This window comes from Fervidicoccaceae archaeon, assembly GCA_038878695.1.
In the GTDB taxonomy this organism is placed as follows: domain Archaea; phylum Thermoproteota; class Thermoprotei_A; order Sulfolobales; family Fervidicoccaceae; genus JAVZVD01.
Genome location: JAVZVD010000003.1, coordinates 16,642 through 42,646 on the forward strand (window position 1 = coordinate 16,642; position 26,005 = coordinate 42,646).

33 protein-coding genes, 2 tRNA genes and 1 other RNA gene are annotated in these 26,005 nt (G+C 59.5%); 27 read left to right on the forward strand and 9 right to left on the reverse strand.

What is annotated here, in order from left to right; translation table 11 throughout:
- Window positions 1-131: 131 nt before the first annotated feature.
- Window positions 132-206 (reverse strand) — tRNA-Arg (locus QXU97_04870).
- A gap of 74 nt (window positions 207-280) precedes the next feature.
- On the opposite strand from QXU97_04870, the gene QXU97_04875 reads away from it, so the two are divergent.
- Genes QXU97_04875 through QXU97_04885 form a run of 3 tightly spaced genes read left to right on the forward strand, consistent with a single transcriptional unit; the run spans window position 281 to window position 2,969 of the window.
- On the forward strand, window positions 281-580 hold the full coding sequence (locus tag QXU97_04875) for a DUF424 family protein (protein ID MEM4035924.1): 300 nt from the start codon (window positions 281-283) through the stop codon (window positions 578-580).
- Window positions 581-597: 17 nt separating this feature from the next.
- Window positions 598-1,299 carry an NMD3-related protein gene (locus QXU97_04880; GenBank protein ID MEM4035925.1) on the forward strand — a complete coding sequence of 234 codons (702 nt, stop codon included), beginning with the start codon at window positions 598-600 and terminating at the stop codon, window positions 1,297-1,299.
- A 44-nt stretch (window positions 1,300-1,343) separates the two neighbouring features.
- Window positions 1,344-2,969, forward strand: coding sequence for a dihydropteroate synthase-like protein (locus QXU97_04885; protein ID MEM4035926.1), 1,626 nt, complete (start codon window positions 1,344-1,346; stop codon window positions 2,967-2,969).
- Window positions 2,970-2,979: 10 nt separating this feature from the next.
- Here the strand turns inward: QXU97_04885 and QXU97_04890 are convergent, their stop codons facing one another.
- Entirely contained in the window at window positions 2,980-3,240 is a 261-nt protein-coding gene (locus QXU97_04890; protein MEM4035927.1) for a hypothetical protein, read from the reverse strand.
- Between the two features lie 135 nt (window positions 3,241-3,375).
- Between QXU97_04890 and QXU97_04895 the strand changes: the two genes are divergently transcribed.
- From QXU97_04895 to QXU97_04940, 10 genes are all read left to right on the forward strand, one after another.
- Window positions 3,376-3,711, forward strand: coding sequence for a translation initiation factor aIF-1A (locus QXU97_04895; protein ID MEM4035928.1), 336 nt, complete (start codon window positions 3,376-3,378; stop codon window positions 3,709-3,711).
- Window positions 3,712-3,928: 217 nt separating this feature from the next.
- Window positions 3,929-4,624, forward strand: coding sequence for a serine protein kinase RIO (locus tag QXU97_04900; GenBank protein ID MEM4035929.1), 696 nt, complete (start codon window positions 3,929-3,931; stop codon window positions 4,622-4,624).
- Window positions 4,576-5,163 (forward strand): KH domain-containing protein, encoded by a 588-nt coding sequence (locus QXU97_04905; GenBank protein MEM4035930.1) that lies wholly within the window; start codon window positions 4,576-4,578, stop codon window positions 5,161-5,163. The genes QXU97_04900 and QXU97_04905 overlap by 49 nt, the downstream gene beginning before the upstream one ends.
- A 172-nt stretch (window positions 5,164-5,335) precedes the next feature.
- Complete coding sequence (locus QXU97_04910) at window positions 5,336-7,171, forward strand: ribosome biogenesis/translation initiation ATPase RLI (protein ID MEM4035931.1); 1,836 nt, start codon at window positions 5,336-5,338, stop codon at window positions 7,169-7,171.
- A 42-nt stretch (window positions 7,172-7,213) separates the two neighbouring features.
- Window positions 7,214-7,516, forward strand: an RNA gene (rnpB, locus tag QXU97_04915) — RNase P RNA component.
- Complete coding sequence (locus QXU97_04920) at window positions 7,512-8,060, forward strand: DUF367 family protein (protein MEM4035932.1); 549 nt, start codon at window positions 7,512-7,514, stop codon at window positions 8,058-8,060. Before rnpB ends, QXU97_04920 begins: the two co-directional genes overlap by 5 nt.
- Complete coding sequence (locus QXU97_04925; GenBank protein MEM4035933.1) at window positions 8,026-9,024, forward strand: hypothetical protein; 999 nt, start codon at window positions 8,026-8,028, stop codon at window positions 9,022-9,024. Before QXU97_04920 ends, QXU97_04925 begins: the two co-directional genes overlap by 35 nt.
- A 60-nt stretch (window positions 9,025-9,084) precedes the next feature.
- The gene (locus QXU97_04930) at window positions 9,085-9,333 is read left to right on the forward strand and encodes an Lrp/AsnC ligand binding domain-containing protein (GenBank protein ID MEM4035934.1); all 249 of its coding nucleotides are present in this window, start codon (window positions 9,085-9,087) and stop codon (window positions 9,331-9,333) included.
- Between the two features lie 14 nt (window positions 9,334-9,347).
- Window positions 9,348-10,685, forward strand: coding sequence for a tRNA(Ile)(2)-agmatinylcytidine synthase (locus QXU97_04935; GenBank protein ID MEM4035935.1), 1,338 nt, complete (start codon window positions 9,348-9,350; stop codon window positions 10,683-10,685).
- 44 nt (window positions 10,686-10,729) lie between these two features.
- A complete protein-coding gene (locus tag QXU97_04940) occupies window positions 10,730-10,978 on the forward strand; it encodes a 30S ribosomal protein S17e (protein ID MEM4035936.1) in 249 nt (82 codons plus the stop codon).
- Here QXU97_04940 and QXU97_04945 read toward each other — a convergent pair.
- Both QXU97_04945 and QXU97_04950 read right to left on the reverse strand, forming a co-directional pair.
- A complete protein-coding gene (locus QXU97_04945) occupies window positions 10,971-11,606 on the reverse strand; it encodes a phosphoribosyltransferase (protein ID MEM4035937.1) in 636 nt (211 codons plus the stop codon). The genes QXU97_04940 and QXU97_04945 overlap by 8 nt on opposite strands.
- Before the next feature lie 2 nt (window positions 11,607-11,608).
- A complete protein-coding gene (locus tag QXU97_04950; GenBank protein MEM4035938.1) occupies window positions 11,609-11,863 on the reverse strand; it encodes a MoaD/ThiS family protein in 255 nt (84 codons plus the stop codon).
- A gap of 86 nt (window positions 11,864-11,949) precedes the next feature.
- Between QXU97_04950 and QXU97_04955 the strand changes: the two genes are divergently transcribed.
- The 3 genes from QXU97_04955 to QXU97_04965 all read left to right on the forward strand — a co-directional run bounded on the left by QXU97_04955 (window position 11,950) and on the right by QXU97_04965 (window position 14,718).
- Window positions 11,950-12,435, forward strand: coding sequence for a hypothetical protein (locus tag QXU97_04955; protein ID MEM4035939.1), 486 nt, complete (start codon window positions 11,950-11,952; stop codon window positions 12,433-12,435).
- A gap of 102 nt (window positions 12,436-12,537) precedes the next feature.
- Window positions 12,538-13,437, forward strand: a complete 900-nt coding sequence (locus tag QXU97_04960) for an ABC transporter ATP-binding protein (protein MEM4035940.1) — start codon at window positions 12,538-12,540, stop codon at window positions 13,435-13,437.
- A 24-nt stretch (window positions 13,438-13,461) separates the two neighbouring features.
- Complete coding sequence (locus QXU97_04965) at window positions 13,462-14,718, forward strand: ABC transporter permease subunit (GenBank protein MEM4035941.1); 1,257 nt, start codon at window positions 13,462-13,464, stop codon at window positions 14,716-14,718.
- A gap of 13 nt (window positions 14,719-14,731) precedes the next feature.
- On the opposite strand, the gene QXU97_04970 is transcribed toward QXU97_04965, so the two are convergent.
- The 3 genes from QXU97_04970 to QXU97_04980 all read right to left on the reverse strand — a co-directional run bounded on the left by QXU97_04970 (window position 14,732) and on the right by QXU97_04980 (window position 16,975).
- Window positions 14,732-15,415 carry a metal-dependent hydrolase gene (locus QXU97_04970; GenBank protein ID MEM4035942.1) on the reverse strand — a complete coding sequence of 228 codons (684 nt, stop codon included), beginning with the start codon at window positions 15,413-15,415 and terminating at the stop codon, window positions 14,732-14,734.
- Window positions 15,416-15,540: 125 nt separating this feature from the next.
- On the reverse strand, window positions 15,541-15,708 hold the full coding sequence (locus QXU97_04975) for a preprotein translocase subunit Sec61beta (GenBank protein MEM4035943.1): 168 nt from the start codon (window positions 15,706-15,708) through the stop codon (window positions 15,541-15,543).
- A 64-nt stretch (window positions 15,709-15,772) separates the two neighbouring features.
- Entirely contained in the window at window positions 15,773-16,975 is a 1,203-nt protein-coding gene (locus QXU97_04980; GenBank protein ID MEM4035944.1) for a proteasome-activating nucleotidase, read from the reverse strand.
- Between the two features lie 131 nt (window positions 16,976-17,106).
- Between QXU97_04980 and QXU97_04985 the strand changes: the two genes are divergently transcribed.
- The 9 genes from QXU97_04985 (at window position 17,107) to QXU97_05025 (ending at window position 23,230) form a co-directional block, all read left to right on the forward strand.
- On the forward strand, window positions 17,107-17,589 hold the full coding sequence (locus QXU97_04985; GenBank protein ID MEM4035945.1) for a multiprotein bridging factor aMBF1: 483 nt from the start codon (window positions 17,107-17,109) through the stop codon (window positions 17,587-17,589).
- A 110-nt stretch (window positions 17,590-17,699) separates the two neighbouring features.
- The gene (locus QXU97_04990; protein ID MEM4035946.1) at window positions 17,700-18,806 is read left to right on the forward strand and encodes a GTPase; all 1,107 of its coding nucleotides are present in this window, start codon (window positions 17,700-17,702) and stop codon (window positions 18,804-18,806) included.
- Window positions 18,773-19,321: a tRNA (cytidine(56)-2'-O)-methyltransferase gene (locus QXU97_04995; GenBank protein ID MEM4035947.1), complete on the forward strand. Its 549-nt coding sequence runs from the start codon at window positions 18,773-18,775 to the stop codon at window positions 19,319-19,321. The genes QXU97_04990 and QXU97_04995 overlap by 34 nt, the downstream gene beginning before the upstream one ends.
- Before the next feature lie 13 nt (window positions 19,322-19,334).
- Window positions 19,335-19,886 carry a hypothetical protein gene (locus QXU97_05000; protein ID MEM4035948.1) on the forward strand — a complete coding sequence of 184 codons (552 nt, stop codon included), beginning with the start codon at window positions 19,335-19,337 and terminating at the stop codon, window positions 19,884-19,886.
- Window positions 19,852-20,832 carry a DNA cytosine methyltransferase gene (locus QXU97_05005; protein ID MEM4035949.1) on the forward strand — a complete coding sequence of 327 codons (981 nt, stop codon included), beginning with the start codon at window positions 19,852-19,854 and terminating at the stop codon, window positions 20,830-20,832. Before QXU97_05000 ends, QXU97_05005 begins: the two co-directional genes overlap by 35 nt.
- On the forward strand, window positions 20,832-21,320 hold the full coding sequence (locus QXU97_05010; GenBank protein ID MEM4035950.1) for a RecB-family nuclease: 489 nt from the start codon (window positions 20,832-20,834) through the stop codon (window positions 21,318-21,320). Before QXU97_05005 ends, QXU97_05010 begins: the two co-directional genes overlap by 1 nt.
- A gap of 11 nt (window positions 21,321-21,331) precedes the next feature.
- Window positions 21,332-22,342 carry a GTPase gene (locus QXU97_05015; GenBank protein ID MEM4035951.1) on the forward strand — a complete coding sequence of 337 codons (1,011 nt, stop codon included), beginning with the start codon at window positions 21,332-21,334 and terminating at the stop codon, window positions 22,340-22,342.
- Entirely contained in the window at window positions 22,339-22,749 is a 411-nt protein-coding gene (locus QXU97_05020) for a hypothetical protein (protein ID MEM4035952.1), read from the forward strand. The genes QXU97_05015 and QXU97_05020 overlap by 4 nt, the downstream gene beginning before the upstream one ends.
- A gap of 46 nt (window positions 22,750-22,795) precedes the next feature.
- Window positions 22,796-23,230, forward strand: a complete 435-nt coding sequence (locus QXU97_05025; protein MEM4035953.1) for a translation initiation factor IF-2 subunit beta — start codon at window positions 22,796-22,798, stop codon at window positions 23,228-23,230.
- Window positions 23,231-23,239: 9 nt separating this feature from the next.
- On the opposite strand, the gene QXU97_05030 is transcribed toward QXU97_05025, so the two are convergent.
- Window positions 23,240-23,358 (reverse strand) — tRNA-Pro (locus QXU97_05030).
- A 147-nt stretch (window positions 23,359-23,505) separates the two neighbouring features.
- On the opposite strand from QXU97_05030, the gene QXU97_05035 reads away from it, so the two are divergent.
- On the forward strand, window positions 23,506-24,228 hold the full coding sequence (locus QXU97_05035; GenBank protein MEM4035954.1) for a helix-turn-helix domain-containing protein: 723 nt from the start codon (window positions 23,506-23,508) through the stop codon (window positions 24,226-24,228).
- 19 nt (window positions 24,229-24,247) lie between these two features.
- On the opposite strand, the gene QXU97_05040 is transcribed toward QXU97_05035, so the two are convergent.
- Window positions 24,248-24,637 carry a nascent polypeptide-associated complex protein gene (locus QXU97_05040; protein ID MEM4035955.1) on the reverse strand — a complete coding sequence of 130 codons (390 nt, stop codon included), beginning with the start codon at window positions 24,635-24,637 and terminating at the stop codon, window positions 24,248-24,250.
- Between the two features lie 103 nt (window positions 24,638-24,740).
- Between QXU97_05040 and QXU97_05045 the strand changes: the two genes are divergently transcribed.
- Window positions 24,741-26,003 (forward strand): MBL fold metallo-hydrolase, encoded by a 1,263-nt coding sequence (locus tag QXU97_05045; GenBank protein ID MEM4035956.1) that lies wholly within the window; start codon window positions 24,741-24,743, stop codon window positions 26,001-26,003.
- Window positions 26,004-26,005: the final 2 nt, after the last annotated feature.

The following is a 26,005-nucleotide window of genomic DNA, read 5'->3' on the forward strand; positions in this document are numbered from 1 at the left end:
TGATCTACGTACGATTAACCGCTCGCGCGACGAACATTTCGCCTAGAGAGCTCCGGGAGACCGAGTGGACTTGGAGTCGAGCGCGGCTCGAGCTCTTTGGCGAGAGAAAACGCGGGTGAACGCGAGTGAAGCGGGCCCGCCGGGATTCGAACCCGGGATCTCCGGCTCCGCAGGCCGGCACCCTATCCTGGCTAGGCCACGGGCCCGCGTTCTGCTCTCGAGTTTAGAAAAACCGTAATATTTAGCGCTGCGTAGAGATTCTTCGGGAGAGAATATCGGCATGCTCTACGTAAAAGTTCACGAGAGCCGGCAGGGCAAGATCGTTGCGGTGTGCGATCGTGAGCTGCTGGGAGCAGAGCTCAGGGAGGGAGGAATAATCCTGAGGGTCTCTCCCGAGTTTTATGGGGGGGAACTCTTGGACGAGACCGAAGCCCTCGAAATCATGTACACGGCCCAGATCCTCAACGTGGTCGGTGAGAGAGCGGTGAGCTTAGCAATAAGAGAGAAGCTAATTCACCCGGCCTCCGTAATCAGCGTAGAAGCCGTGCCCTTCGCCATGTTCATCAACACGATGCCATGAAACGAGGGCTCCCCGATTTGAGCCTCCGCCGGCGTCACGCGTGCCCGAGTTGCGGTCTGAAACGTGATGGAACTCCCTTTATCGAGGGGATATGCTTCAAGTGCTTCCTAGAGAAGAAGCTGACCCTCGACTGGAGGATCGAGGTGCGGATCTGCAGGAGCTGCGGCCGCCTGAGGCTATCGGGAGAGTGGGTAGCCGGGGGTCGAGAGAATCTCGAGCTCGCCGTCGCTAACGCCGTGAGCTTCAAGCTCGCCAAAGCTCTCCGCGTCTACGGAGCGGTCGTCTCGACTCGGCTCGAGTCCCCGAGTGCCGCCGCGATCCGCGCGTGCATCGACGAGGAGTGCTACTCGTGGACTCAGCATATCGAGATCGACTTGAGGCGCACGCTCTGCGAGGACTGTTTCAAGAGGCTGAGCGGCGCTCATGACGCCATCGTGCAAGTGCGAGGGGTCGGGGGCCCCCTCTCGACTCGGGAAATTCGACGAATCAGAGAGCTCCTCGCATCTCTCCCGAGAGAGCTCGCCTCCTCGATAGTCGAGGTCGAGGAGGTGAGAGGAGGGATCGACGTGAAGGTGTTGGGGCACTCGAACGCCAGGAGCATAGCGAGCTGGGTCCTGAGTCGCCTCGGAGGCTCATCAAAGGAGACGCATAAACTCGCCGCCCCTAAAGGGGGCAGACGTAGGAGCAAGCTGACGATAAGCCTCAGAGTGGCCTCGTAGCGAGCGACGGGTCCGATCTACGGCTCGATCCGAGGAAGAGAGGTTTGCTGAGGATCGCTCTCCTCACCGGGGTGAGGGCGTATCAAATCATCGAGAGGGAGGCCGGGAGAGCTGCGAGCGAGCTGAGGGGGACGGTGGAACTCAAAGTCTTCCGGCTCCCGATACACGTGATGAGCTTGGCCACGACCGAAGCGTTGCGCGCGGCAATAGAGGTTAACCGAGAGCTTAAGTCCGAGCTCGAGCGCTTCGACCTAATCATCCTGCCGGGGACTGTGAAAGGAGACGCGAGAGAGGTCGAAGCCGTCGTAGGCAGGCCCGTCTACAAGGGCAGCGCCGATCCGTCGCTTTTGTCGAGGGTCTTAGAGCACGTGCTACGGGGCGGAGAGCTCAGTAGGGAGAAGGCGGCGGAGGACTTGTTGCTCCTCGATAGGCTCGAGAGCCTCAGGTCTACTCTGAGGAGCCTGACCGAGAAGAGCCCCACGGCCTTCGAAGTTGGAAGTCTAAAGGTGCCTACCCGCGGTCCTCCCGTCCTCTTGATGGCCGAGACCCCCACGTGGCTTGAGGTGGACGAAATCTGCGAGCACGTATCTCGCCTAGAAGAATCGGGGGCTGACGCCATTATAGTGGGGGCTCCTCTCGGCGAGAGCGCGGAGGAGGTCGAGAGGAGGTTCAAGGCAGCGTCTAAGTGCGTCGGGAGAGCGGCGCTCGGTGTGGACTCGGCGAGGCCCGCGGCTATCGAGAGGTGCCTCGACGCCGGCGCGGAGATAGCGATGAGCATTCACGAGGGCAATATGCACAGGTTCGAGCGGCACAGGAGAGCAAAGGCCTTTGTAGTTATACCTAGCGATCCTTACTCTAGCGGAGCTCTCGCCAGCGGCGAGTCCGTATCCCTCCTGAGAGCTAATCTGCGGAGAGCAGCTCAGCTAGGCTACGAGAAGCTGCTGGCGGATCTCGTGACTCCTCCCCCCTGCCTCGGCCTCGTTGAAGCACTAGCCGGCTATCTCGAGCTCTCGTCCGATCTCTCCGTTCCTCCGCTTCTCATGGGCTTCGCCAATATCTCCGAGCTCATCGACGCCGACAGCCACGGCGTTAACGCGTTGCTCTCCGCGATCGCGGTCGAGCTGGGAGTCAGCGCGGTGCTGGTGGTCGAGGACTCCTGGAAGACCAGAGGATCAACGGCTGAGGTCAAAGTGGGCCTCGTCATGGCCTCTACGGCCAAAGAGCGTGGTGTGCCCCCCGTGGACTTAGGCGTTGACCTCATCTTGTTGAAGAGTAAGCGCGGGCCGGCCGCTCCTTCCCTCCTGAGCACAGCTCGAGCCGTCATCGAGGTGCCCGATGAGGTCATCACTCAGCGGACCCTGGACCGCTATCGCGCATTCGTGGAAGCGGACCACGACCGGAGGCGCCTGCTGTGTTGCATAGCGGAGGAGTCCAGCGAGTCGAGCAGATGCTACGTCGGGCGCGGAGCTCTGCAGCTGCTCCGAGCGGTGTTACGCGATTACCCCGACCTATCGCGGGAGCACATAGCTTATCTCGGGGCCGAGCTCCAGAAGGCCGAGGAGGCGCTGAGGGCCGGCAGGAGCTACGCGCAGGACTCGCCTCTTCTCGCCTCAGCAGAGGAGAAGTTGAGGAGGCTCGAGGAGGCTCTTGGGACTGGGAGCAGGCATTGATCCTCCCCTCTTATTCGATCTCGACTAGCTTCTTGCAGCCGAGCTCCTGAGCCAGCCTCTTGATCCTCTCTCTAAATTCTCCCTCGCTCTTCGCCCCCCCGATCTTCTCCGGCGTTATGACGGCCGTGTACAGGGTCCTCCTCGTTCTGAACTTCAGCTTGGCGCCGCTCGCGCCGCCCCACTTTAATCTGCACTCTTCAGCGCGCTCGGCTAAGGGTCTGGCCACGCGTTGGAGCTCTTCGATGCTCTCGAATATCAACTCCTTCGGCAAGGCGGGAGACCTCCCGAGGTCGCATCTCCTCGCGTTGCTAGGAGGTTAAAATCTTCGCCGAGCTCGAGCCGAGCAACATATTAAAATGACTCGCGCGAGCATCGAAACGCGAGATCTCCTCCAAGCGGTGACGAGATGCCAAAGAAAAAGCGCGAAGAGAAGCCAAAAGAGGTTCCGCTGCCCGAAGAGTCTATGCTAGTTTGCGTCGCCGAGAAGCTGTTGGGCGGGGACTTCTTCGTGGCTAAGTGCCTCGATGGGACTCGACGCGCGACACGGATCCCCGGCAAATATAGGAGAAGGCTCTGGGTGCGCGAGGGCGACATCGTGTTGGTCGCGCCGTGGGACGCGAGGCCCGAAAGCAAGGCGGATCTCGTTTATAGATACACGTACGACGAAGCTAAAGAATTGGTTGAGCGAGGAGTGATCCCCCGCGAGCTCCTCAGCCTGTTAGAGGGGACAGAATCTGAGTGAGGACGGCCTCCCCGAACTCGACGGAGAAGAGCGCGAACTCTCCGCCTCTCATAGGCAAGGCTCGAGACGCGGTCGAGAGATCGCTAACGGCGAGAAGCTGGCGCTGCTCGAGCGCGAGAAGATCGACTCGCCCAGGATTAAAATAAAGGAGTCCGACGAGCTCGAGACGCTCGAGGAGGTCTTTGATAAGCACACGCTACTAGCGCTCTACGAGTTGATGCGGAGACTCGACATAATAAGAGTCCTGGGCGTCGTGAGTGCCGGGAAAGAGGCGAGGATATATAGGGCCGTGACGCGCGAAGGCTCGGAGCTCGCGTTAAAGATCTACCTCACCTCAACGCGCGAGTTCCGCAAGAGCATATGGAAATACATAATCGGGGACCCCAGATTCGAGCGCGAGAAGATCACGAGCAGCAAGAAGCTCATGGCGCTCTGGGCGAGAAAGGAGTACAAGAACCTCCGGGAGCTCTTCGAGGCGGGGGTGCGAGTGCCCGAGCCGCGAGGCGTGCTCGAGAACATCGTTGCCATGGAGTTCATAGGAGAAGAGGGGAGGCCGGCCCCCTCCCTCAGAGAGAACCCCCCTCAGACCTCCGAAGAGGCTCTCGAGCTCTTCAATACACTGATCCACTACGTCGAGCTCTCCTTCTGCGAGGCCGAGCTTGTTCACGCTGATCTTAGCGAATACAACGTGCTCGTTTGGCGGGGACGACCAGTCATAATAGATGTGGGACAGGCCGTGTCGATAAAGCACCCCAACGCTCTCGAGTTCCTCATTAAAGACTTAAGCAACTTGACGAGGTACTTCGGGCGTGAGCTTGGACTCGACGTACCTCAGCCCTCCGCGCTCTTGGAGGTCGTCACGCGATGCTCGGAGAGGAGAAGAGACCGCTCTGCTCCACTAAGATCCACCTGAGAGTACCGCTGGAGCGCGTCGGGGTCCTCATAGGAGAGAGGGGCGAGGTCAAGCGCAGGCTGGAGGAAGCGACCGGGACTATCATCACGATCGACAGCGATAACGGCATAGTGATCGTTGAGCCGGTTTCGCCCGGCTTAGGCGCCGAGGGCCTGCTCAGAGCTCAGGAGGTGATCAAGGCCATTGCGGCGGGCTTCAGCCCAGAGCGAGCCTTCAGGCTGCTCGAGGAGGACCAAATGCTCGTCGTCATAGATCTGAAAGAGGCTACCAGCGGGGAGCCGCATCACATGACTAGGATCAAGGGCAGGATAATCGGCGAGGGAGGGAAGACGAGAAGAATCATTGAAGAGACCACGGGCACCTTCGTGAACGTTGGAGAGAGCAACGTCGCCGTGATAGGAGACTACGAGCAAGTCAACGTGGCCGTCCGCGCCATAGAAATGCTGATAGAGGGGAGGCCGCACTCGACCGTGTACGCGTTCCTCAATAGGGAGGCCAGGAGGTTGAAGAGGAGGAAGATGGCTTCTCTCTGGAAATGAGGCCTCGGAGAGATCGAGAACACAGCTTATTACGGGCTACGAGAAAGGCATTCTACCGACTACCGATACGCTCTCGAGCCAAGAGCCGAAGGCTGTGATGAGCGGCGACGGCGCGGGTCACGTGACGAACACGAATTAGCTCTGAGCCCTTAGCTCGCGCGGGCGGTCTCGAATGAGAGTCGCGGTAATAGACTACGCCACCTGCAAGCCCGACAAGTGCAGATTAGAGTGCATCAGGCTCTGCCCGATCAACAGGAGTAGAGCCGGGCCCAAGGCCGTAGAGCTGAGCGAGCAGACCGGGAAGCCTGTAATCCGCGAGGACGTCTGCATAGGGTGCAATATATGCGTCAAGAAGTGCCCCTTCAGCTCCATAGAGATAGAGAACGTGCCGGACGAGCTCGAGAAGAACGTGGTGCACAGATACGGCAGGAACGCCTTCAAGCTCTACGGTCTACCCGTCCTGAAGGTCGACAAGATAACGGGGCTCATAGGCAAGAACGGCACGGGCAAGACCACGTGCGTGAGGATACTCTCCGGCGAGCTCGTGCCGAACTTAGGGGGCGAGGGGCAGCCGAGCTGGGACGAAGTGATCAGGAGGTTCCGAGGGACCGAGCTCCAGGCCTACTTCGAGAAGCTGGCCAATGGCAAGCTCAGAGCAGTTCACAAGGTTCAACACGTAGACCTAGTACCGAGGGTAGTGCGCGGTAGAGTGGGCGAGCTTCTCGAGAGAGCCGACGAGCGGGGTCTGAGGCGGGACCTGATCCGCGACCTCGGGCTAGAACACCTGCTCCACAGGAGCGTAGCCGCTCTCAGCGGAGGCGAGCTCCAGAAGTTCCTCATCGCGGTTGTGTTAGCAAAGGACGCCCACGTCTACATATTCGATGAGCCGAGCAGTTACCTCGATGTGAGCGAGAGGCTGAGAGTGGCCAGGGCGATCAGGAATTATCTGCCCCGCGGCTCCTACGCTCTCGTAGTAGAGCACGACCTCACGATATTGGATTACCTATCTGATTTAATATGCGTAGTCTATGGGGAGCCTGGAGTCTTCGGCGTGGTCTCGAGTCCGTACGGCGCGAGGGCTGGCGTGAATCACTTCCTCGAGGGATACCTCCCGGCCGAGAACATGAGGATCAGGCGAGAGCCCATAAAGTTCCACGCGACCGGCAGACCCGAAGAGCTAGGCCCTCCGAGGATCGAGGCCACGTACTTTGCGTGGGGGCCTTTTCGCGTTAAGCTGAACGGGTTCTCACTTGAAGTTCGATCGGGCAGTGTGGGGATCGGCGAGGTCATGGGAATAATCGGCCCCAATGGGATAGGCAAGACCACGCTCGTGCGCGCTGTGGCGGGCCATCTTGAGGAGGACTCGCTCGAGGGAGACTTCCCCCGAGCGACTCTCAACTATAGAATAAGCTACAAGCCCCAGTACGTGACCCACTCGATGTTCGAGGGAACGGTCGGCGACACACTGAAGAAGGCATCTCAACACGCGCTGAGCCCCGGTCACTGGCACTTCGAGGAGGTAGTCAGACCTCTCAAGCTGGCCAAGCTGCGGGAGAGAGAAGTGAAGAGCCTCAGCGGGGGCGAGCTCCAGAAGCTCGCGATAGCCGTAGCGCTGCTTTCGGACGCGGACCTCTACTTACTCGACGAGCCTAGCGCTTATTTGGACGTGGAAGAGAGGCTCCTCGTCGCGAAGGTTCTCAAGAGAATGATAGCGGCCAAAGGCGCCGCCGCCTTCGTGGTTGAACACGACATGTCGATCGTTGACTACCTCTGCGATCGAGTAATCGTAATAGAAGGGGAGCCCGGGGTCAGGGGCTTGGCGCGAGAGCCCGCGGGGCTGCGGCAGGGTATGAACGAGTTCCTCAAGATGATTGGCGTCACGTTTCGAAGAGATATGCAGACAGGCAGACCGCGCATCAACAAGGAGGACAGCTACCTCGATAGGCTGCAGAAGAAGATAGGCGAATACTACTACGTGCCGAGAGAGGGCGAAGCCGAAGAGCCGTAGTGCATTCTCTTTAAATTCTCGCGATGAGCACAGAAAGAGGGCGGCACCCGGCTGGCGGCCCACGGGTCCCCACGAGGGACCTGAGGAAATACCACCCTCCCCGCGGCGGCGGGCCTCCCGCAAGGGAGGACGGGGAGATCCCGTGGCTCTGGCACAGAAACGCCTCGGCGGCTCTTCGAGGACCGTGAAGGCGCTGCGAGCGCCGGAGGAGGGGAGCCCAACCGCTGAAACGGCCAGCCCCCGCGGAGCAAGGGCGCTCCTCGATGAGGAGCCGCGCGACGAGGAGCTCGGGTCCGCTGAGCCCAATGCCGCCGAAGTACAGAAGGTGGGTTATAGCCGGGTGCCGCCCCCTGCGCCCGGTTATTGCCAGCGAGTGAGGCTCCTCGTCTATAGAATCGACGAGGACGACCCCAAGAAGAGCACCGCGCTCAAACTCGTCAGGCTCGGGGACGCGGAGAGGCTACACGACAAGCGCGAGGCTCCGAGGACCAGCGTGGTATTGGATCCAACGGCTCGAGAGATCTTGACGCCTTGCGAGAGGCCGGCCGCCATAATAGTGGTAGATAGGTCGTGGAAGAGACTGCTCGAGGACAAGGAGATGCCCGTCTTCCCGAGATGGGTCAAGAGGAGGAAATTGCCGCCTCTTCTCGCCGCTAATCCCATCAACTATGGCAAGCCCGAGGTGCTCAGCTCGTCCGAGGCCCTCGCCGCCGCCCTCTACGTTCTGGGCTGCGTGGAGCGGGCCGAAAAGCTGATGAGCCGCTTCAAGTGGGGCCCCGAGTTCCTCAGGATTAATAGGCGTAGGCTTGAGGCTCTCGCCGAGCGGTCCGAGTGCGTTAGCGAGGAGATGCCTCGTGAGGAGGCTCGGCGTCAGAGTGCGAGCCGGTAGCAGGCTGCACCTCGGCTTCTATGCGCTCAAATTCGGCGATTACGCGTACGGCAGCGTAGGGCTCTACATAGAGGAGCCGAGAACTATCGTCGAGATCGGCCGTGGCTCTTCGACCGAGGAGGGACCCTCCCCCCTCTACGTAGAGGAGACGAGAGCTCTCCGCTCTCTAGCGGAGAGAGTCTGCGGAGAGGCGAGCGAGGAGCTGAGCCTTAGGATCGAGGAGCATCCGCCGAGGCACGTCGGGCTAGGCTCGACCACTCAGATCCTGTTGGCGGCCGGCTTGGCGATCTCCAGATACTGCGGCTCCGATCTCTCCGCGGCCGAGCTGGCGGTCGCGCTGGGCCGCGGTCGCGCCTCCGGCGTCGGAATCCTCGGCTTCGAGCGCGGCGGCATCGTCGTAGATGGGGGAAGAAAAATGATAGGCGGGAAGCTCGAGGCCCCGAGGAGCGTGGAGGAGCTCCCGAAGCTCATCTTCAGAACATCTTTTCCAGAGGACTGGCTCGTCGTCCTGGCGATACCCAAGAGAGCCGCGGGCATTAGAGGGTCAGCCGAGGACGAGATCATATCCAGGCCCGTCGAGCTCGACAAAGAGACGAGGAGAGAGCTCCTGGAGGCCTTGCATTTCCGAGTAGTGCGCGGAGTCCTCGAGCGCGACCTCGCGCTCTTCGGCTCCGGCGTCAACGCGATTCAAGAGACGATGGGCGAGCTCTTCGCCCCATATCAAGGGGGCAAATATGCCACCCGCGAGACGTGGGAGGCCGTAGAGGCGATGCGCGCTTTGGGGGCGGCCGGAGCTGGTCAGAGCAGCTGGGGTCCTCTGGCTTACGGATTCTTCGAGTCGAAGACGCTCAGAGCGAAGCTCGCCGAGCTGCGAGGACTTCTGAATAAGGCGGGAAGCTTCGAGGTGCGAGTAGTGCGAGCTAGGAACAGAGGCCGCGAGGTAAGAGCCCTTAGATCCCGATAGACTTACCCGACCATCATAATTAAATGTCGGGTTATCGGGTGATCTATTCGGCGTAGCTGAATGCCCTCAGCTATAGTCTTGATAAACACTGAGATAGGTAGCGAGGAGGAGGTCTTCGAGACTCTATCCAGGATCCCCGAGGTGAGCGAGACCTATATGGTCTACGGCGTCTACGACATAGTGCTTAAAGTCAACGCCAATAGCATGGAGGAGCTCAAGGAGATAATTGCTAGCAAGATAAGGAAATTACCGAAGGTCAGGTCCACGCTAACGATGATAATAGTCGAAGGCAAGGAAGCTCGAAAGTGAGTGCGCCTCCAGACATGGTAAGAGTTCTGCTCGGCTTAGACGGAGTAGACGCGCCACACGGAGGGTGCACGACGCACTTCGCGGTTTTTTTACTGAAACGATTCGAGGAGCTCTTCGGCGACGCGATTTCTCTGCGAGGCCTCCCCGCGCTCGTCCGATTGAATCCGTTCATTCCGTGGAAGACCAGGGGCAACGCGGCGGTGGGGCTAGAGCTCTCGGTCGATGATAGCCTGGTGAGCGCTCTGTGGGAGGAAACCAAGAGACTGGCCGAGGAGTACGTGGACTCGCTCGGTTGGAAGCCCAACGGCCTCGGCCTAGCAATGGTCCTCGAACCGAGGAGCTCTCAGCTCGAGGCTCTCTCCTCGCTATACGAGAGAGCTTTAACGGACGTCGTTGATGAGCGGGCTCTGACCAAAGACCAGGTCATAGGTTGCGCCGACAACGTCGAGCTCCACGGCGGAGCAGGCGTGGTTGGGGCGCTCGCGGCGCTCGGCTTCCTCGCCAAGCAGAAGAAGCGCGTGACCTACGAGCTGGTGCTCTATCGAGCGATCGAGAACGTAGGCAAGCCGAGATTAGTGGACGAGGTCAGCGTGGGCGTGGCCGAGGCCTCCTCTCGCGGTAGACTCATCAACAATTACAACTACGAGGCGCGCAGGGCCGTCGCCGTCCCGAGAGGGCCCGACCCCGTGCTGCTGGGGCTACGCGGTCTCGACATCGAGGCTCTTCTCGAGGCGGCGTCCACTCTGAGGATCAATGAGTCGATTTGGGGCAGAGCGGTCTTCGTCACAAATCAGCATACCGACGCGCACGCTCTGCCCAGGAAGATAAGAGAATTGAGGATCTACAGAGCTGGCCTCCTGGAAGGAGTCGTGTCAAGCGAGCCTGAGGTCGGTCCGGGAGGCCACGTGAGCCACGAGCTGACCGACGGCACGGGCGCGATCGACGTGATGTATTATGCGCCGGCGAAGCCCATGAGCGCAGTCGCCTCGAGGCTGAAGGTCGGAGACCTAGTGAGAGTGCTGGGCGGAGCCGTGCCGCGATCCGGAGGAGGAGCGATCTTCAACGCGCAGAAGCTGTGGTTGGAGGCGGCGGCTCCCGAGGTCGAGTTGCTGAACCCTCGCTGCCCGGGCTGCGGGGCTAGGCTGAAGAGCGCCGGCTCGAGGAGCGGCTACAAGTGTGAGCGGTGCAAGTTCAGGAGCTCAACACGTCTACCGATGGAGTTGAGGGTGAGGAGGCGCGGGGAGAGGCGGCTTGTTGTGACGCCCGGCCCGGGTAGGCTGGCTCACTTAGTTGAGCCGGCAAGCGCGCACGGCGCTTCAGAGCTCCGAGGAGCGGCCGACCTCGAGGGCTAGCGTTTTTAGGGGGAAAATTGAGCCTCGCGAGGCGGCGACCTCCTATGGGCAGAGTGAGAACCTCATCGGTGAAGAGGCTCGCTCGACAGCTGCTTCGTGACTATCCTCAGCTCTTCACTACGGACTTCGAGAAGAACAAGGAGATTGTGGCCAAGCTGCTAGAGACCAACAGCAAGAAGCTTAGAAACCAGGTGGCGGGCTACGTGACTCATCTCGTGAAGTTGCGCGCTCGCGAGATCCCTCCAGCTGCCGAAGCCGAAGAGGCGGCGATCGAGGAGAGTGCAGCTACTTGAGCGCGGATCGTCCCACGTCTCTCGAGCTCGCGATCAACGCGAGAATCTTTGCGACTCGCTTGACATCGATCCCGGTCGTGGCGGCGATTTCAGCGGCTATAGCTTCGAGCTCTTCTCGGCTTCTAGGGAAGGCTTTGTACTCGGCGCGGACGAGCTCCTCAATGATCTCGCGGGGCTCCCATGGGAATATAATCCACCTATCGGTCGAAGCGTAGTAGAAATCCGGGACTATTATGCTCCAAGGCTTGACATACAACGTGAGAGTCTTAGTAGTCTTGGGCCCATAGAGATTGACGGCATTCACGGCCACCTGAAGAGACTTTCCGGTGTCGGCCACGTCGTCCACTATCATGACGTTCCTATCGCGTACGTCGAGCAAGAGCGGTTGAACTATGACGGGCCTCTCGCTCCTCCCCTGGATCCCCCGATAAAACTTAACCTCTAGAGCGCCGATGTCCCTCACTCCGAGGAGGTCGGCGATCAGCCTAGCGACTATCCAGCCACCGCGCATTACTCCGACGACTACGTCGACACGCTCGCCGGCCTCCTCGACGCGCTCGGCCAGCTCGATAACGGCCTCCTCGACGTCGTTCCAGGTGAGAGATAGGAATTTCACGCCCGAGGACATTCTCAGCCACCGTGGCTGACCGGGATCAACGTCACCTCGGAGTCGGGCTTCAATTCCGGGTCCTCTCCGTAGACCCTATAATCGACGCCATCGATGAGGATCACGTAGAGCCCCGAGGGTCTGCCCTCGCTCGAGGCTAAGTCGGGCACCGCGCCTCTAAGAGCCCTCAGGACCTCGCTCAATCGGCGCGCCTCGACCTCGAAGATAGCGGAGCCCAGCCTCTCGCGCAGACTACCAAGCAGCCTTACTCTGGTCATCTCGCTCCGCCGCGGGACACTCTGTGCAGGTTCCAGTATTTTTACACGCGAGCCTTGTTTAAGTCTCGAGCGAGAGTCGATGCGGCTTGAAGAGCGAGGGACCCGAGGCCTTCGAGATCGTGGTCGGAGACTCTACGCTCTGCGTAGTCGTACACGAGGACGAGAGAGCGAAGATCGGACGTTACAGGTTCGAAGTCCCCAGAGAGCTGGTCTACTCCGCTCCTCACGCAGCTAAAGCGGTCGAAGTCGCCCTCAGGGCGAGCGCCTCTGGTCGCTCGCTCAGGAGCCTCGAACTAGAGGTCCTGAGGAGGCTCGTCGTCGTCGAGAGGGTAAACGAGCTTTTGCACCTACTCGAGGAGGTAGGCGCGAGCGAGAAGTGCATAATAGACGTCTACGATCTCTGCCCCCCACCGGGGGAGCTTCTGCTTCGCGCCGAGTGCTCCCCCTCGTCGGAGGCCCCGGTGGCTAAGAAAACGCCGCCTAAGATCGTCGAGATGAGGAAGAAACGTGAGAGCCTAGAGAACGCGATTTTATCTAGAGTGGAGCTCTCGCTCCTCGACCTGTGGAAGTGAGCCGCTCGTTACCACTCCTCCTCTTCCCACTCCTCCTCTTCCCACCACTCTTCCTCCTCTTCCTCCTCTTCCCACCACTCCTCCTCTTCCTCCTCGAAGAACATGTCCGACGACCTCCTCGATTTCAGCGCGCTAGAGTCCGCCCCCAGATTTATAGCTTTAACCGCGGCGACCACGCCGGGCCTCGGAGCGGAGATTCTCGCGTCTTCGCCGAGGAGTACTAAAGAGCTCGGCTCGACTTCACTTGGCGAGGAGGTTGCGCCGAGCGTGTTCGTTGCTGAGCTCGAATCGGCGACGAAATCCTACGGGAGGATCAAAGCGCTGGATGGCCTGAGTCTGAGGGTTCGAGCAGGCGAGGTACTCTGTCTCCTCGGCCCCAACGGATCAGGGAAGACCACGGCGCTGCGCGTACTATTAGGTCTCGTGAGGCCCGACAGCGGCGTAGCCAGAATCATGGGCTTCAACTCCTTCGAGCTCCCGGAGAACGTGAGGAGGCTCGTCTCTTATCTGCCGGAGGACGCGAGCCCCTACGAGAGGCTCACGGGGCGCGAGAATCTCTTACTCTTCGCTAGGCTCTACGCATCTACAGACCAAGAGGAAGCAGAGATCCTGGAGAGAGGAGTCGCGCTCGCCGAGCTAGGCGAGCACATCGATAGAAGGGCGGGTGAGTACAGTAAAGGCATGAAGAGGCGCCTGCTGCTCGCGAGAACTCTCATGGTCGGCGCATCGCTCGTGGTCTTGGACGAGCCGACTTCGGGTCTAGACGTGTTCACCTTGGTGAAGCTCAGGAGGACTCTCAGAGAGTACGTGGAGGTTCGGAGAGCGTCTCTCGTGATCAGCAGCCACGCTATGCTGGAGGTGGAGCCCCTCTGCGATAGAGTCGCCCTCCTCCGAGAAGGCAGGCTGGTCGACGAGGGCGCTCTGAGCGAGCTATTGGAGAAATACGACGCCAGAAATTTGGAGGAGGCCTTCGTGGCGGCGTGCCGAGAGCCTCAGCGTTGAGCGTAAGGAGGGCTGGGCTGCGTCGTGAGGTGGAGGAAGCAGCGAGCTCTGCTCTGGAAAGAGCTCCTGGATCTAACCCGCGACAGGAAGACCCTCTTATCCGCGGCGCTGTTACCTCTCCTAGTTCTCCCTCTCATGGGGGCGGCGGCTGCCGTCCTCTCGAGGGAGCAGCCCGTGGGAGTTGCCATAATCGTCGAGGATTCCTACGAGAGTGAAGCCCAAATCCTCGCTCGCTCTCTGGCAGAGCTAGTGGAGAGGACCTCGAAAGCGTATGATCAGAAGTGCGTCGTGGCGTTCGTCGAGCGGAGAGCCGACGCCCTGAGAGACCAGAGCTTTGACATCGTAGTGGTGATACCCGACGGGTTCTCCGAGAATCTCACGAGCTTAAACGAAGCGGCACGCCTTGTCGTCAGTGCCAGGCTCGACTCGGCTAAACTCAGCGTGGCCGAGGCGGTGGTCCTCTCGGCGATCGAGGAGCTCTCCTCGAGAGAGGCATCGAGGAGGATCCAACGCCTCTCTGAGCTAGCGAACCTCGCGGTAGATCCTCGCGTAGTCACGAAGCCTATTGAGATCGTGTTAGAGGCTCACAGAGGAGCCGGGCTGTCGGCGACGCGAGAGGAGGGAGCAATGCTCTACTCTGCCAGGCTCTTGGCCTTCGCCCTCTTCTTCGCGGTGACCCCCACGACAGCTTACGTCTCCGACGCTTTCATGGGAGAGAAAGAGAGGCGCACGATCGAGGCCTTGTTAGCGACGCCGGCGAAGCTCAGTCATCTGCTGATAAGCAAGCTCGTCGCTAGCAGCGCGCTGGGCCTCGTAGCCGGCATCGCCGACGTCGTCGGATTGCTCGTTTACTTCGAGCTGCTGGGCCGCGCTCTCGGGGGCCTCCAGCTTGGACTGAGCGCCGGCCTCGTTGGCGTGCACTCCGTGGCCATGACGTTAACTGTCTTCGCGACCTCGGCTATGTTGACGCCCGTGGTGACCCGAGCAGGCTCGGTGAGAGCGGCCAATGCCGCATCGGGCTTAGTCACGGGCCTAGCGATGGTAGTCTTCTTCGTTGTGCTCTTCGCCGACCCCTCGAGGCTACCAATATCTCACAGGTGTGCCCTCTACTTAGTGCCTCAAACTCACGGAGCCCTGGCCGTGTTGAAGTTCGCATCGGGTCAAGCAATCGACGCAATATTGCACTTGACTCTGCTCGTCGCAGTCTCGATCGCGCTATATGCGTTAGCCTACAAGCGGCTAGACCCCGAGAAGCTCGTAGCACCGTTACCGAGCCGCTGAGCCCCCTTCGAAATCATATTTCTAAGGTCTCTCCCGGTCTCAGCTTGGCCACTCTCGTGACCGGGTGGACTTTCGCCACCTCTCTCTCGAATTCTTCGGGGGTGCCGTAGAGCATGGGGAAGGTGCCATAGTGCATAGGAACGGCGATCCTAGGCTTGATGAGCTTGACCGCATAAGCGGCCTGCTTCGGGTCCATCGTGAAGTGGCCGCCTATCGGCAGAAGCGCGACGTCGGGCGCGTAGAGCTCGCCTATCCACTGCATATCGGCCGAGAGACCCGTGTCTCCGGCGTGATAGATCACGGCCTCGCGCCCTATCAGAACGGCGCCCACGGGGCACCCCCTCGGGCTGCTATGCGACGCGGGGACCAGAGCCACCTCGATGTTGCCGACGCCTGTTCTTATCGGGCCACCGATATTACCACCGATTACCCTCTCTCGCTCAACGCCCGACTCCGCGATCTCCTCAGCTAGCTCGTAGATCGCGACGAGCTTAGCTCTCTTGCTCTTCTTCATGATCTCCAAGGTCTCGCCCAGATGGTCTCCATGTGCGTGTGTGACCACGATGAGTTCGATCGCTCTCGGGTCCGGGAGCTCGGCTGGAGCTAGAGGATTGCTCAGCCACGGGTCGAGCAGGACGTTCTTGTCATCGAGGACCACGTGGAAAGCCGCATGACCTAGCCAGGTTATCCTGGCCAAGGCTCTTCGACTCCGTGATGCATCGAACGCATTAGCACAATTAATATGTTCCTGAGCGCTATCCCCGAGAGCCTCCTCGGACGAGTTCGCTAAGAGGATCCGAGAGCGTCGACGCGGAGAAGGCCTCAGAGCAGGGCCCTCATCAACACGACGATCGTGATGAACGCGGCGCTGAGCAGCAGGACCATAGTCGGCGAGATCTCTACCTTGGCTTCGAGCTCTTCATAGAAGCTCACTAGCCCGGCGGCGCTCAGCGGACCGCCTAGCCTCTTCCTGTCTCTTCTAGACGACAAGGCAATCTCCTTGGGTTCGACTAGAGCGCGAGGCTCAAAAAGCTTTCCCCCGACCGCTCGAGTCTCAGGTGCTGAGCTGCACGCTTGTTCTACGCAAAGTCTCGGTGTAGAGGTACACATCGTCGCGGTTCAGCTTGCCTTCTCTGATCTTTTCAATGGCCTGGAGGAAGTCCTTCATTACGACCACGGTCCTGTTCTCCCTTATCGCATTGTAGCCGGCCTCGGTGCACACGGCTTTGATGTCGGCTCCCGAGAACCCCTCGGTCTTATCGGCGAGCACCTCAACGTTGAAGTCTTCAGCCAGGGGCATATTGCGCGTGTGTATGTTGAATATCTCGATGCGCCCTCTGCGATCGGGGAGAGGCACATAGATTATTCTGTCGAATCTACCGGGCCTCAGGATAGCCGGGTCAAGTATGTCTATCCTGTTAGTAGCGGCTATGATCTTGACGTTGTCGAGGGGATCGAAGCCGTCCATCTCCGCCAGAAGCTGCATCATAGTCCTCTGGACCTCTCTTTCTCCGCTCGTTCCTATGTCGATCCTCTTGGCCGCGATAGCGTCGATCTCGTCTATGAAGATTATAGATGGAGCCTTCCTCCTGGCCAGCTCGAAGACCTCCCTTACTATGCGAGCGCCCTCGCCTATGTACTTCTGCACGAGCTCGCTGCCTACTATGCTTATGAACACGGCGTTCGTCTCCCCAGCCACGGCCTTCGCCAACAGGGTCTTGCCCGTGCCCGGGGGGCCATAGAGCAGGACGCCCTTAGGAGGCTCTATGCCCACTTTCTTGAAGAGCTCCGGCTTGAGGAGAGGAAGCTCGACCGCCTCTCTGAGCGCCTCTATCTGCTTGCTCAGGCCACCGATATCGGAGTACCGCACTTTCGGCCTCTCTATCACCTCCATGGCCTTGACGTAGGGATCCTCCCTCTCCGGGAGCACCTCCACGAGACTCGAGCCCCTCTGATTTATGGCCACGCTCAGGCCCGGCCTTAGCATCTCTCGAGGGATCTTGCTACTCACCGTGACTATCAGGTTAGGCCCCGACGAGCTCTTGACCACCGCCCTGCCGTCGGGCAGAAGATCCAAGAGCACCGCCTCTATCAGCGGTGGCGTCATGAGCTTTTCCACCTCCTGCCTGTAGTAGTTCACCTCCTGCCTGAGCTTCATGTTCTGCTGCTCCAGCTCCTTGACCTTCCTCTCGAGGAACTTGACATACTCGATCAACGTGTCTGCATCGATCTTATCGTATTCTTCGGCTATCGACATGGCGTCTCCTCTCTGAGACAGTCTTCGAGCAACGGACTTCTCGGCCGAGTACTAAAATAGGGCAGCCTTCCCCTTAAATGCGGCGTGGTGTTCAAGCCCGAGGAGGCTGAGGTCGGCTGAGCTACTGCGAGATCTGCGGCTCCGCGCTGCGCGGAGAGGGGCGCGAGATATTCGTCGAGGGTGCTCTCGTGAGGGTATGTGACAGGTGCTTCTCCAGGGCAACTCGGAAGAGGCCTCTCCCCGAGTCGAGAGCTCCGAGGCCAACTCCGCGCTCGGTCCGCCCCGTGGAGAGGAGGAGAGCGGACCTCGAAGTCGTGGAGAACTACGCCTACCTCGTGAGGACGGCTCGCGAGAAGCTTGGCCTAACCGCAGCCGAGCTGGCTGCGCGGATCAAAGAGAAGGAGAGCGTGGTGAAGCGCGTCGAGAGCGGGAGGCTCAGGCCGACGATCGAGCTAGCCAGGAAGCTCGAGAGGGCCTTGGGGGTCAAGCTCTTGGAGAAAACCTCCGAGGGCGAGGAGGCGGCGCGAAACGACGAGATCGAAATTGACGTGGCTGTGACCCTGGGAGAGCTGATCGGGGCGGGATTCAATAAAAAGCAGCCGGCGCGAGAGTGAAGCCTTAATGGGCCTCTCCTCGAATACATTGGTGTGGAGCGCGGCGCCTCGAGGGCTCCTCCCATAGGCTGTTGCACCGACGCTCCGAAATGCGGGGGAGCGCTGAGGCTTTGAGGAGAGCGCTGCTACTAGTGCCCGCAGATTCCGAGGACTTCTTAGTGGAGGAGCTGCGCGCTCTAGCTCGCGTGGCCTCCTACGAGATCGTGGGCGAGGTCAGGCTAAGAAGACGGGGCAAGAGCTACGCGCTGACCGAACACAAGCTCGCTGAGATCTCGAGCAAAATCGAGGCCTCGGGCGCGGAGGTGGTCCTGTGCGGAGCCGCGCTTCCGCCGAGCAGTATACTGAAAATAGCAAGGAGGGTCAAGCGCGAGGTCGTCGATAGGACCCTCCTCCTCTTGGAGGTCTTCGAGAGAAACGCGGGCAGCAGGGAGGCTAAGCTCCAGATCGAGACGGCGAGGCTCAAGCACATGCTGCCTCTTCTCCGCGAGAGCATAAATTTGCTCAAGCGAGGTGAGCTGCCGGGCTTCCTGAGCGGGGGCACGTACGCAGCAGACAAGTACTACCTTCACGTCCGCAAGAAGGTGTCCGAAAATTACAAGAAGCTCAGAGAGATCGCCGAGAGGCGCTGGATGTTAAGGGCGAGGAGGAGAGAGCTGGGCCTTCCTCTCGTCGCAATCACCGGCTTCGCTAACGCGGGTAAGACTTCCATCTTCAACGCTCTTACCGGGAGCACCAAGGAGGTCGGGCCAGTTCCATTCACGACGCTCACGCCCAAAACGGCGAGAGGCCCGAGGCTGGGTGGAGAGCGCGACCTGAGCGTGCTCTTCATAGACACGGTCGGCTTCATCATCAACGTGCCTCCCGAAGTGGTGGAGGCCTTTTACAGCACGCTGGAGGAGGTAGTCTACTCCGATGTCCTGCTCTTCGTGGTAGATTCCAGCGAGAGTCTCGAGGCGTTAAGCTTCAAGATAGGCGAGGCCAGGAGGATCTTGGCCAACATAGGAGCACTCCACAAGCCCGTGCTCGTCGTGGTCAACAAGATAGATTTACTCAACGGAGAGGATCTAAATGTGAGGCTCCAGGTCGTGAGAGAGGCCGCTTCGCGGGCCTTCCCGACTCTGATCGGAGTCGTGGCTACGAGCGCTACCAAGAGCGTGGGCTTAGACTTCCTGGTGAGAAGCCTTTGGGATTATCTGAGCCGCTCGTCTACGTGTTGAGAATAGGTCACAGGCCAGCGAGAGACAGGCGCCTCACGACCCACGTAGCGCTGGCCGCGAGAGCCCTCGGAGCGTCCGGCTTCATCTTAGCGGGCGAGTGCGACGCGAGCCCGCTGCGGAGCTTGCTCAAGGTGGAGAAGCTCTGGGGCCGCGGTTTGGACCTGATCGCGTGCGGACTCGGGTGGAGAGATTACGTCGATCTCTGGAAAAGAATGGGGTGGCTCGTCGTTCATCTAACGATGTACGGACTCCCTCTCTTAGACGTAGTCGAGGAGCTAAGGAGAGCGAGGAGGCCGATCCTAGCCGTCGTTGGGTCCGAGAAAGTCCCCCAAGAGCTCTTCGAGCTGGCAGACTACAACGTGTCCGTGACCTCTCAGCCTCACAGCGAGGTCTCTGCGCTGGCCCTCTTTCTCGACGCGATTTATAATAGGGCCGAGCTCGAGTATAGGACACTTGAGGGTGCCAGGTTAATCGTTCAGCCTTCCGCCAGAGGGAAGAAGGTGACAAGCACATAGAGAGTGACCGATCGTGAGTGGAGAGACAAAAGAGCTCGAAGTACTCGAGCGCTTCGTTGAAGCCATCGCGGGAGAGCAAGCTCTCCGCGTGCTTAGGACGCTGCTCTCTTTCAATGACGACGTGACGGAGGAGATCGTCGCTAAGTATACGGGATTGCCGAGGAACGCCGTGAGAAAGTCCCTCTATAAACTCGAGGAGCTGAATCTCGTCGTTCACAAGAGGCTCCGCGACGCCGAGACGGGTTGGTATTCGTACTACTGGAGACCCAACAAAGAAGGCGTGACTTTCGTGATGCTCAACGTGAAGAAGGCTGTTCTGTCGCGTTTGAAAGAGAGGCTGGAGGCGGTGCGTGCAGGAGGACCTATAGCGTACATATGTCCTCGCTGCGAGCGCGAGTACTCCTTTGATTCGGCTTTCAGCAATGAGTTCAAGTGCGCCAATTGCAACGAAAGCCTCGTCTATCACGATAAAAGCAAGGAGGCTACTCTATTGGAGAAGCTAGTCAGAGAGCTCGAAGAGGAAATAACTAATGAGGGGCGGGAGCTCAAGGTACGCAGTCGTTGACATCTTCTGCGGAGCTGGAGGATTTGCTCGCGGCTTTCGCGACGAGGGCTTCTCGATAATCTTCGGAGTAGACAGCGCGAGAGCGCCCGCTAGAACCTTTAAAGAGAACTTCCCCGAGGCGGTCGTGCTAGCCGAGGACGTGAAGGAAATAGACGGAGAACTTGTAGTCACGTTAACGGGGAAGACGCCCGACGTAATCATCGGTAGTCCCCCATGCGAGCCCTTCACCCCCGCTAATCCGAAGAGAATGGAGAAACCTATCGATAGACTCTACGTTGACCCGATCGGGAGGCTCGTATTACACTTCATCAGGATAATCGGAGAGCTCAGGCCGCGGATTTGGATCATGGAGAACGTGCCGGGCCTCTTAGAGGGGGAGCTCAGAGAAGCCCTAAGACGGGAATTCGGTCGGGTCGGCTATAGGGAGATATACTTCCACGTCCTGCGCGCCGAGGACTTCTGCACCCCGAGCAAGAGGACGCGCGTATTCGTCTCCAACGTGAGATTGACGCCGAGCATGTGCGAGCGAGCAATAAGCGTTGAGGAAGCCTTGAGGGGTCTCCCGCCGCCGGGTCCGGAGCCGCCGAACCACGAGCCATCCCCCATCAGTTCGAGAAAGCTCAGGAGGATAAGGGCCTTGAGAAGGGGCGAAGCCATGATCTATTACGAAGGTCACGGCGGGAGGAAGCTTCCGAACTTCACTAGGTTAAGGCCCAACGAACCGGCTCCGCCAGTTTTAGGCAGCAGCAGATTTGTGCATCCTCACGAGGATAGGCTGCTCACCGTGAGAGAGCAGGCGAGGCTCATGGGCTACCCCGATGACCACGTGTTTTTGGGTGGCCGAGACGAGCAGTACAACATGGTCGGCGAGAGCGTGCCCCCCACGCTCTCGCGGGCTCTGGCTCGATCGGTCCTCGAGCAGCTCGAGAAGGGAGGCGGGGAGTAGTGAGACGAGCCCGGGTGGCGCTATTGCTTCACGACGTGAGCAGCGGGAGTGCGCTCGTAAGCTTCGTGAAAACCGCGCTGGCATACCGAGATCTGCTCGAGGTAGTGATAATATCTCGCGCGACTGGAGGAGCCGCGCAGTACGGCATCGCCGATGCCAGCAAAGCGCTCTACAGAGAGAGCGTGGCGATGCTGGTCGTGCAGGACATACCGGATGTGCTCGAGCTCTTCCCGGGCAGGAACCTGATCTTCTTCAGCAGGAGGCACGGGGAGCCCTTCACCACGTTGAGAGATCTAGGAGAGCTCGGCGGGTCTCTGCTCTGCTTCTCGGGGAGCGAGACGGGCTTCGCGAGGAACGAGATTCCAGAGGGAGCACGAGCTGTCTATCCCAGCGGCGCTCAACGTGAAATGACCCCGGACGCCTATCTATCGATAGTGATGCACTTACTCGTCAACGAAGTCCAATCGACGAGAAGCGCGGGAGGCTAGCGAGTCTTCACATGAGCTCAAAGAAGCGAACGTTGAGGAATCTGCACCTACCCCAATACGACGAACTTTACTCTAAGGTCTACTCGAGAGTGGGCAGGCTTCTGACCAAGCAGCGGCGGAGCGGGTCCGGAGACCCAAGACGCGAGGCCCTCGAGATACTTGACACGGCCTATAACGTGCTGAAGACGAAACTCGACGCGTACCGCGAGCTCTACGAAATGGTGAGGGAAAAACCCGCGGCTCTCCAATACATAGAGACGGTCCACGGTAGCGGCGCTCTTAGGACGCTCAAGACCGTCGCCTACATCTCGACTAGGCTGACGAACCTCTGGAGGAATCTTCGCAAACACGTTGCCTACTACGAGGCCGACCGCGTCAAAAGGTTCTCGCTTCAGTGCGCGGCTAGACTCCTCTCCTACGTCAGGAGGAGGCGCAAGCTCTTGGAGAAGGCGCTCGAGATGAAGCGGGAGCTCTCCGAGCTGCCGCTCGACGGAGGGCCTCTGATCGTTATAATTGGGCCCCCCAACGCCGGAAAAAGCACGCTCGCGCGAGCGATCGCCGATATAAAGACCGAGGTAGGCGACTACCCCTTCACGACGCGCGAGCCCGTGCCCGGGACGACAGATAAGATACTGCCTTTCGCGAGGGTAACCGTAGTCGACAGCCCCGGGCTCCTGGCTAGGGAGAAGCTGAATCCGATCGAGCGTCGGGCTATGGCCATGGCGAGAATGCCGGGTTCTCTCTTGATCTACCTCCTCGACCCTGACCCCAACTCGCCCGTCGAGAGGGAGTCTCAGCTTAAGCTATTGAGGGAACTGGCCCTTCTCAATCCCAACGTCGTTGTCGCGGTAAACAAAATCGATGCGTGGAGAGATCACGCGCTCGAGCTAGGGGCCGCAGCGAAGGAAAAGGGCTTCGAGCCGATTTATATAAGTGCGTTGAGGGGAGAGAACATAGGAGAGCTCATCGATAGACTAAGAACTCTGCTCGAGAAGAAGCTGAGTCGAGGAGCCGCGTCTTGAGCTACGAGCATAGAAGGCCCCTCTGCTCGACCGGGAGCCTAATCGGCGATTACTCTTTGCTCTACAAATATAGAGAGCTTGCCGAGCGTCGAAATAGAGAACTGGCCGAGTCCATAGTCCCAACACGTGAGACCTTAGCAGAGCTCCAGAATTTGGTCTTAAGCGGTCGATCGAGCCTCGCGGAGCTCAAGGAAATCCTCGCGAGGGAAATAGCTAAGCGCATAGACTCTTCGGCGGCGCGCGAGGCGTGCGAGAGCCTCTACGGTACGGCTTTCACGGAGGGCGAGGCCGTGGCCAAGGTGGCTGACATGGCTGCTCTATGGACTATCGAGGTGGCCGAGTATTTCGGCATGGTGAGGCTGAGTCGGAGGAGTAAACTCTATGGACCCGAATCAGCCGAAAGATAATAAAGACCAAGCGCTCTACGTGGCGCGACAATAGGGTGGCCGAGTCTTGAGCGGGAAGACAGCGATTTTGAAGGACTACGAATACCTACTGCAGCGGCTCTACCTCAAGGCACCGAGCCCTGCGAGCTCGGGCGAGAGATTCCAGCTGCCTAAACCCGATGTGGTTAAAGTGGGAAACGAGACCGTATTCAGGAATCTGAAGGAGTTCGCTTATCTAATGAAGAGAGAACCGCAATTGCTCGTAAGGTATCTGCTCAGGGAGCTTGGCGTATCGGGGACTTATGACGAGGAGTCCGGCATTCTCAAGATAGGGACCACGGTGTCTGCGCAGGGGTTGTATGCTCTAATGGAAAGGTTCGCTAAACAGTACGTAATCTGCCCAACTTGCGGAAGGCCCGACACGAGATTGGAGAAGAGAGGCAGAATTTTCTTTATGAAGTGCGACGCTTGCGGCGCCGAGCAGTCCATGAAGGCGTTCTAACCGTTGAGGTGGGCCCGCGGGGATTCGAACCCCGGACCACGGGGATTTCCGCTTAGGTCCCGAGTCGGGCGCGGCTCGGGCTCGCCGAGCCTCGTACCCCGCATCCTACCAAGCTAGACGACGGGCCCTCGAGGAGGGACATCGAGCGAGAGGGCTATAAAGCGTTTCTCCGAGCGGCCTCGAGTCCGCATCGAGAGAGCCTTTGGACGATTTTATAGTCTTTGCGCTATTCTTAACTCGCCGCGGGCTGCGCGGGGTCGGGAGCTCCATCGGTGATGACGTTGGTCTCCAGCTACGTCGTGGAGAGAGTGGCGCGCGAGATCAGCGGGGACGTCGTGTGGAGCGCCAATCCGGGCGAGGCGCTTCGCAAGTGGCGCGAGGCCTTCGGGGTTTCGCAGAGCGAGGTGGCACGCCGGATGGGTGTCGCCCCGAGCGTGATAAACGACTACGAGAAGGGGAGAAGGACCCCCGGCAGCGGCTTCGTGAAAAAGTACGTCAGCTGTCTCATAGAGATCGATAGAGAGAGGGGATGGAGAGTCCTGGAGATCCTCGCTAGGAGTTCGAGGCTCCTCCTGCCGGAGGCGGTGATAGACATGAGAGAGTTCACGAAGCCAGTCACGTTAAGCGAAGTGGTCGAGGTTGTAGATGGAGAAGTGCTGTGGGGGGCGATGCATCTAGAGAAGAGACTTTACGGATACACCGTGGTGGACAGCATCGGGGCCATAACAACGATGTCGGGCAACGAGTTCTACAGCCTCATGGGCCTCACGACCGAGAGAGTTCTGGTCTTCACGAGGGTGGGAACGGGTAGATCCCCCATGGTCGCCGTCAGAGTCTCTCCTCTCAAGCCTGGGGCGGTCGTGGTGCACGGTCCTAAGATTGTGGACAAGCTGGCGGTGCTGCTAGCGGAGAAGGACAACGTCCCTTTAGTTCTGTCCCATAAGAGCGGGGTCGAGGAGCTGGTTTCCTCTCTTAGGAGCCTAGCTTCAGGTTTTTAATTCTATAATAGTTATAATGTTACTCATTTACGTTTCTCCCAAGATCTCTCTTCCTCGACTCGAGGAGAATTATAGCGCGGGCTATGTCGCCGCCCGTCGACTCTAAGGCCGCTCTGGCCTCTTCTAAGCTGACGCCTGCCTCGTTAGCCACGAGCTGCACATCTTCTTCGCGCACCTCGGGGACCTCCTCGGCCTTGGGCTGCTCCACCTCTCTTACCTCGCCCGTTACGTAGATGACGGTCTGACCCTGCATCTTGAGCACGGCGACAGCTGGCCTCTCTACGACGAGCGCTTTTCCGGAGCTGCGCTCGACAATCACTCTCTCTGCGTCCTCCACTTGGTCCACTTCGACGTTTATGCCTAGCCTCCTCATAGCTCTCCTCAGATCCCTGGGGCTGACTCCTAGCATTTTCCCTACCCTTTACTCGCGACACGCTTGGTAGACCATAGCTTAATTTTTGCGTAGCGATCAAGGGGCGCTCAGAGCATAGTACGCGGAGCAGAGAGCCGTGGTGACCAAGATAACGGTGCTGGGCGGCGGCGGAGAGGTAGGCCGCGGAGCCCTGGCCGTCGAGCACGGAAACAGAGCCGTTTTAATGGACTACGGCGTGACGTTCGACGAGAATGACGTGCCACAGATGCCTCTCCACGTTGCGCCCAGTAGATTAGACGCGCTCGTTCTAACTCACTCGCACCTAGACCACGTGGGAGGAGCGCCGCTGCTTTATGCCAGTCTCTCGCCGAGAGCCTTGGCCACCAGCTTGACTAGAGCCGCGTCGAGGATCCTCCTCGAGGACTTCCTCAAACTCTCGGGCTACTACTTGGACTTCGAGGATCACGAGGTGAACAAACTCTTGGCATCGATCGAGGAGGTCGCGCCTGGCGAGGAGGTCGAGGTCGGGAGCTTCAAGCTGAAATTCCTCAACGCGGGTCACGTGCCGGGAAGCCTCAGCGTGCTCGTCGAGACGTCAAATAAGAGCGTTCTCTACACGAGCGACGTGAACACCGTAGACACGAAGCTAACCAAAGGGGCCGACTTCTCGGGAATCGAAGCAGAGGTCCTCGTGATGGAGAGCACCTACGGCTCCTCGGATCACCCGCCGAGGAGTTCTGTCGAGAGGAGATTCGTGGAGGCCGTGCGAGAGGTCATCGAGGGGGGAGGGGTAGTGCTCGTCCCCGCGTTCAGCGTCGGGAGAGGCCAGGAGATAATGTGCGTTCTAGCGGAACACGAGGTAGAGCCTGTGGCCGTCGACGGGATGATACGAGAGGCCACGGACGTGCTACTGAGCAACGGATCCTTCATCCACAGGCTCGACCTCCTCGAGAAGGCTCGGGAGGAATTCGAGTTCGTGCGGGGCTGGCATGAGAGGAGGCGCGTCTGGAGGAGGCCAGGCGTCATAGTGGCGAGCGCCGGCATGCTCAAAGGAGGGCCCTCGAGGTATTATTTGAGGAAGATCGCGCACAGCGAGAAGAACGCGATTTTCATGGTCAGCTTTCAGGCCCCGGGGACGCCCGGGAGGAAGATCCTCGAGATGGGGCGATACAACGAGGGAGAGGACCTCGTTAAGGCCAGGGTGGAGTGGTTCGACTTCTCCAGCCACGCTGGCTCGAGCGAATTGCTCAAGATAGCCAAGAGCATCCGAGGCCTCGAGCTGGTGGTTCTCGTGCACGGCGAGCGCAAGGCGCAGGAGGCGCTGGCTCGGAGAATGAAGGAAGAAATAGGCGTGGAGGTCATCGCTCCTCTCAACGGCGAGAGCTTAGACGTAACCGGGTGAGG

What these genes read in the sequence shown, in the direction of transcription:
- QXU97_04900 (MEM4035929.1), top strand. Translation starts at nt 3,929, where the DNA reads ATGCGGAGACTCGACATAATAAGAGTCCTGGGCGTCGTGAGTGCCGGG.
- QXU97_04940 (MEM4035936.1), top strand. Translation starts at nt 10,730, where the DNA reads ATGGGCAGAGTGAGAACCTCATCGGTGAAGAGGCTCGCTCGACAGCTG.
- QXU97_04905 (MEM4035930.1), top strand. Translation starts at nt 4,576, where the DNA reads ATGCTCGGAGAGGAGAAGAGACCGCTCTGCTCCACTAAGATCCACCTG.
- QXU97_05005 (MEM4035949.1), top strand. Translation starts at nt 19,852, where the DNA reads ATGAGGGGCGGGAGCTCAAGGTACGCAGTCGTTGACATCTTCTGCGGA.
- QXU97_04950 (MEM4035938.1), bottom strand. Translation starts at nt 11,863, where the DNA reads ATGACCAGAGTAAGGCTGCTTGGTAGTCTGCGCGAGAGGCTGGGCTCC.
- QXU97_04930 (MEM4035934.1), top strand. Translation starts at nt 9,085, where the DNA reads ATGCCCTCAGCTATAGTCTTGATAAACACTGAGATAGGTAGCGAGGAG.
- QXU97_05040 (MEM4035955.1), bottom strand. Translation starts at nt 24,637, where the DNA reads ATGCTAGGAGTCAGCCCCAGGGATCTGAGGAGAGCTATGAGGAGGCTA.
- QXU97_04960 (MEM4035940.1), top strand. Translation starts at nt 12,538, where the DNA reads ATGTCCGACGACCTCCTCGATTTCAGCGCGCTAGAGTCCGCCCCCAGA.
- QXU97_05015 (MEM4035951.1), top strand. Translation starts at nt 21,332, where the DNA reads ATGAGCTCAAAGAAGCGAACGTTGAGGAATCTGCACCTACCCCAATAC.
- QXU97_04980 (MEM4035944.1), bottom strand. Translation starts at nt 16,975, where the DNA reads ATGTCGATAGCCGAAGAATACGATAAGATCGATGCAGACACGTTGATC.
- QXU97_04935 (MEM4035935.1), top strand. Translation starts at nt 9,348, where the DNA reads ATGGTAAGAGTTCTGCTCGGCTTAGACGGAGTAGACGCGCCACACGGA.
- QXU97_04895 (MEM4035928.1), top strand. Translation starts at nt 3,376, where the DNA reads ATGCCAAAGAAAAAGCGCGAAGAGAAGCCAAAAGAGGTTCCGCTGCCC.
- QXU97_04875 (MEM4035924.1), top strand. Translation starts at nt 281, where the DNA reads ATGCTCTACGTAAAAGTTCACGAGAGCCGGCAGGGCAAGATCGTTGCG.
- QXU97_05035 (MEM4035954.1), top strand. Translation starts at nt 23,506, where the DNA reads ATGACGTTGGTCTCCAGCTACGTCGTGGAGAGAGTGGCGCGCGAGATC.
- QXU97_04910 (MEM4035931.1), top strand. Translation starts at nt 5,336, where the DNA reads ATGAGAGTCGCGGTAATAGACTACGCCACCTGCAAGCCCGACAAGTGC.
- QXU97_04945 (MEM4035937.1), bottom strand. Translation starts at nt 11,606, where the DNA reads ATGTCCTCGGGCGTGAAATTCCTATCTCTCACCTGGAACGACGTCGAG.